The sequence below is a fragment of the Lacrimispora amygdalina genome (genome assembly GCF_003432035.1).
Lineage (GTDB): Bacteria > Bacillota > Clostridia > Lachnospirales > Lachnospiraceae > Lacrimispora > Lacrimispora amygdalina.
Genome location: NZ_QOHO01000163.1, coordinates 1 through 1,323 on the forward strand (window position 1 = coordinate 1; position 1,323 = coordinate 1,323).

General features: G+C 37.1%; 1 protein-coding gene. It reads right to left on the minus strand.

The window, feature by feature from the left end:
* Positions 1-219 precede the first annotated feature (219 nt).
* Positions 220-1,107, minus strand: a complete 888-nt coding sequence (locus DS742_RS28465; RefSeq protein WP_117420268.1) for a tyrosine-type recombinase/integrase — start codon at positions 1,105-1,107, stop codon at positions 220-222.
* Positions 1,108-1,323 lie beyond the last annotated feature (216 nt).

The following is a 1,323-nucleotide window of genomic DNA, read 5'->3' on the forward strand; positions in this document are numbered from 1 at the left end:
GAATACCTCTTTTGTTGTAAATAAAAGAAAATTTAACCAGAGGTGAGCCTTTTTAAAAAAAAAGAAGGACACCGCAAACAGGCTGGGGATTTTTTCACAACTCCAGCCTGTTTGCGCTATCCAAATTCAACAAATTTACACATTTTAAATAGTTTCTTAAAAAAATTGTAGACTTTTAAGTATTTATGTAGTATATTAATTAATAGATTCGACGTATTTTTACAACAAAAGAGGTATTCCGTTGTATTGTGCGACTAATAGATCCAATTGCTCCAGTATTTTCAAATGTGCATGACCACTTTCTTTTGTGTAAATACGGGTAGTATTCACATCACTGTGTCCCAATATATCTGCAAGCCTCGATAAATCCTTCTCCATCATATAAAAGGTTCTGGCAAACAAATGACGAAGGTTATGAGGATATATCTTTTCTTCCGCAACTCCGGCAAGGCTTCCCAATGCTTTCATTTCCCTCCAGATATTGCTTCTGTCAATGGCTTTTCCATTACGGGTAATAAATATCATACCGGATATAATATGCCGCTTCTTTGCGTACTCTGTCAACACTTCGCATAATTGGCGGGTCAGAATGACGGTTCTTATCCTTCCTTTGCATTCAACCTCTGCTACACCGTTCCTCACTGCTTCAATTGTAATAAAGGGAAGTTCGGAAACACGGATGCCACTGGAGCAGATCGTCTGCAGGATCATGGCCAGACGTTCATTTTTATTTTCCTGTGCTGCTTTGACCAGCCTTTTATATTCAACTTTATTCAGCTCTTTCATCTCTGTACAGAACACACTGCTGCTGACCTTGAAAAATCTCACCCTGCAATCCGGCCAGCCGCTGTATTTAAAAAATCCATTGACTGCGGCCAAAGCTCCGTTGGCAGTTACAGGAGAAAACCTTTTTCGAAGCTGGGCTTTCCATAAGATTACCAACTCTTTGTTTATGCTCCTTCCTTCCAGAAAGCATGAAAATTGTTCCAGATAATACCGGTATTTTTGAATGGTCACCTGGCTCTTTTCCTGGCAGTACAGCCATTTACAGTATTCTTCTATTACGCCTTCTGTTATAGTTCTTACTTCTCTCTGATTCTTTTTCATAATTCCCTCCATTGTCTGCTATTGATATAATTAGAATTGAAAATGTTTTATGTGCTTCAGTATCTGAAGATTATATCACTTATATGCAATATCGAAAGATTTTTGTGATTCAGATAGCAGATATTGGGATTTTGTAAAAATATGTTTTCAGAAAGGGAGGGATTTTTGCTGTTTTTATAAAATATAATAATTTTTCTAAAAACCCCCCTAATACAA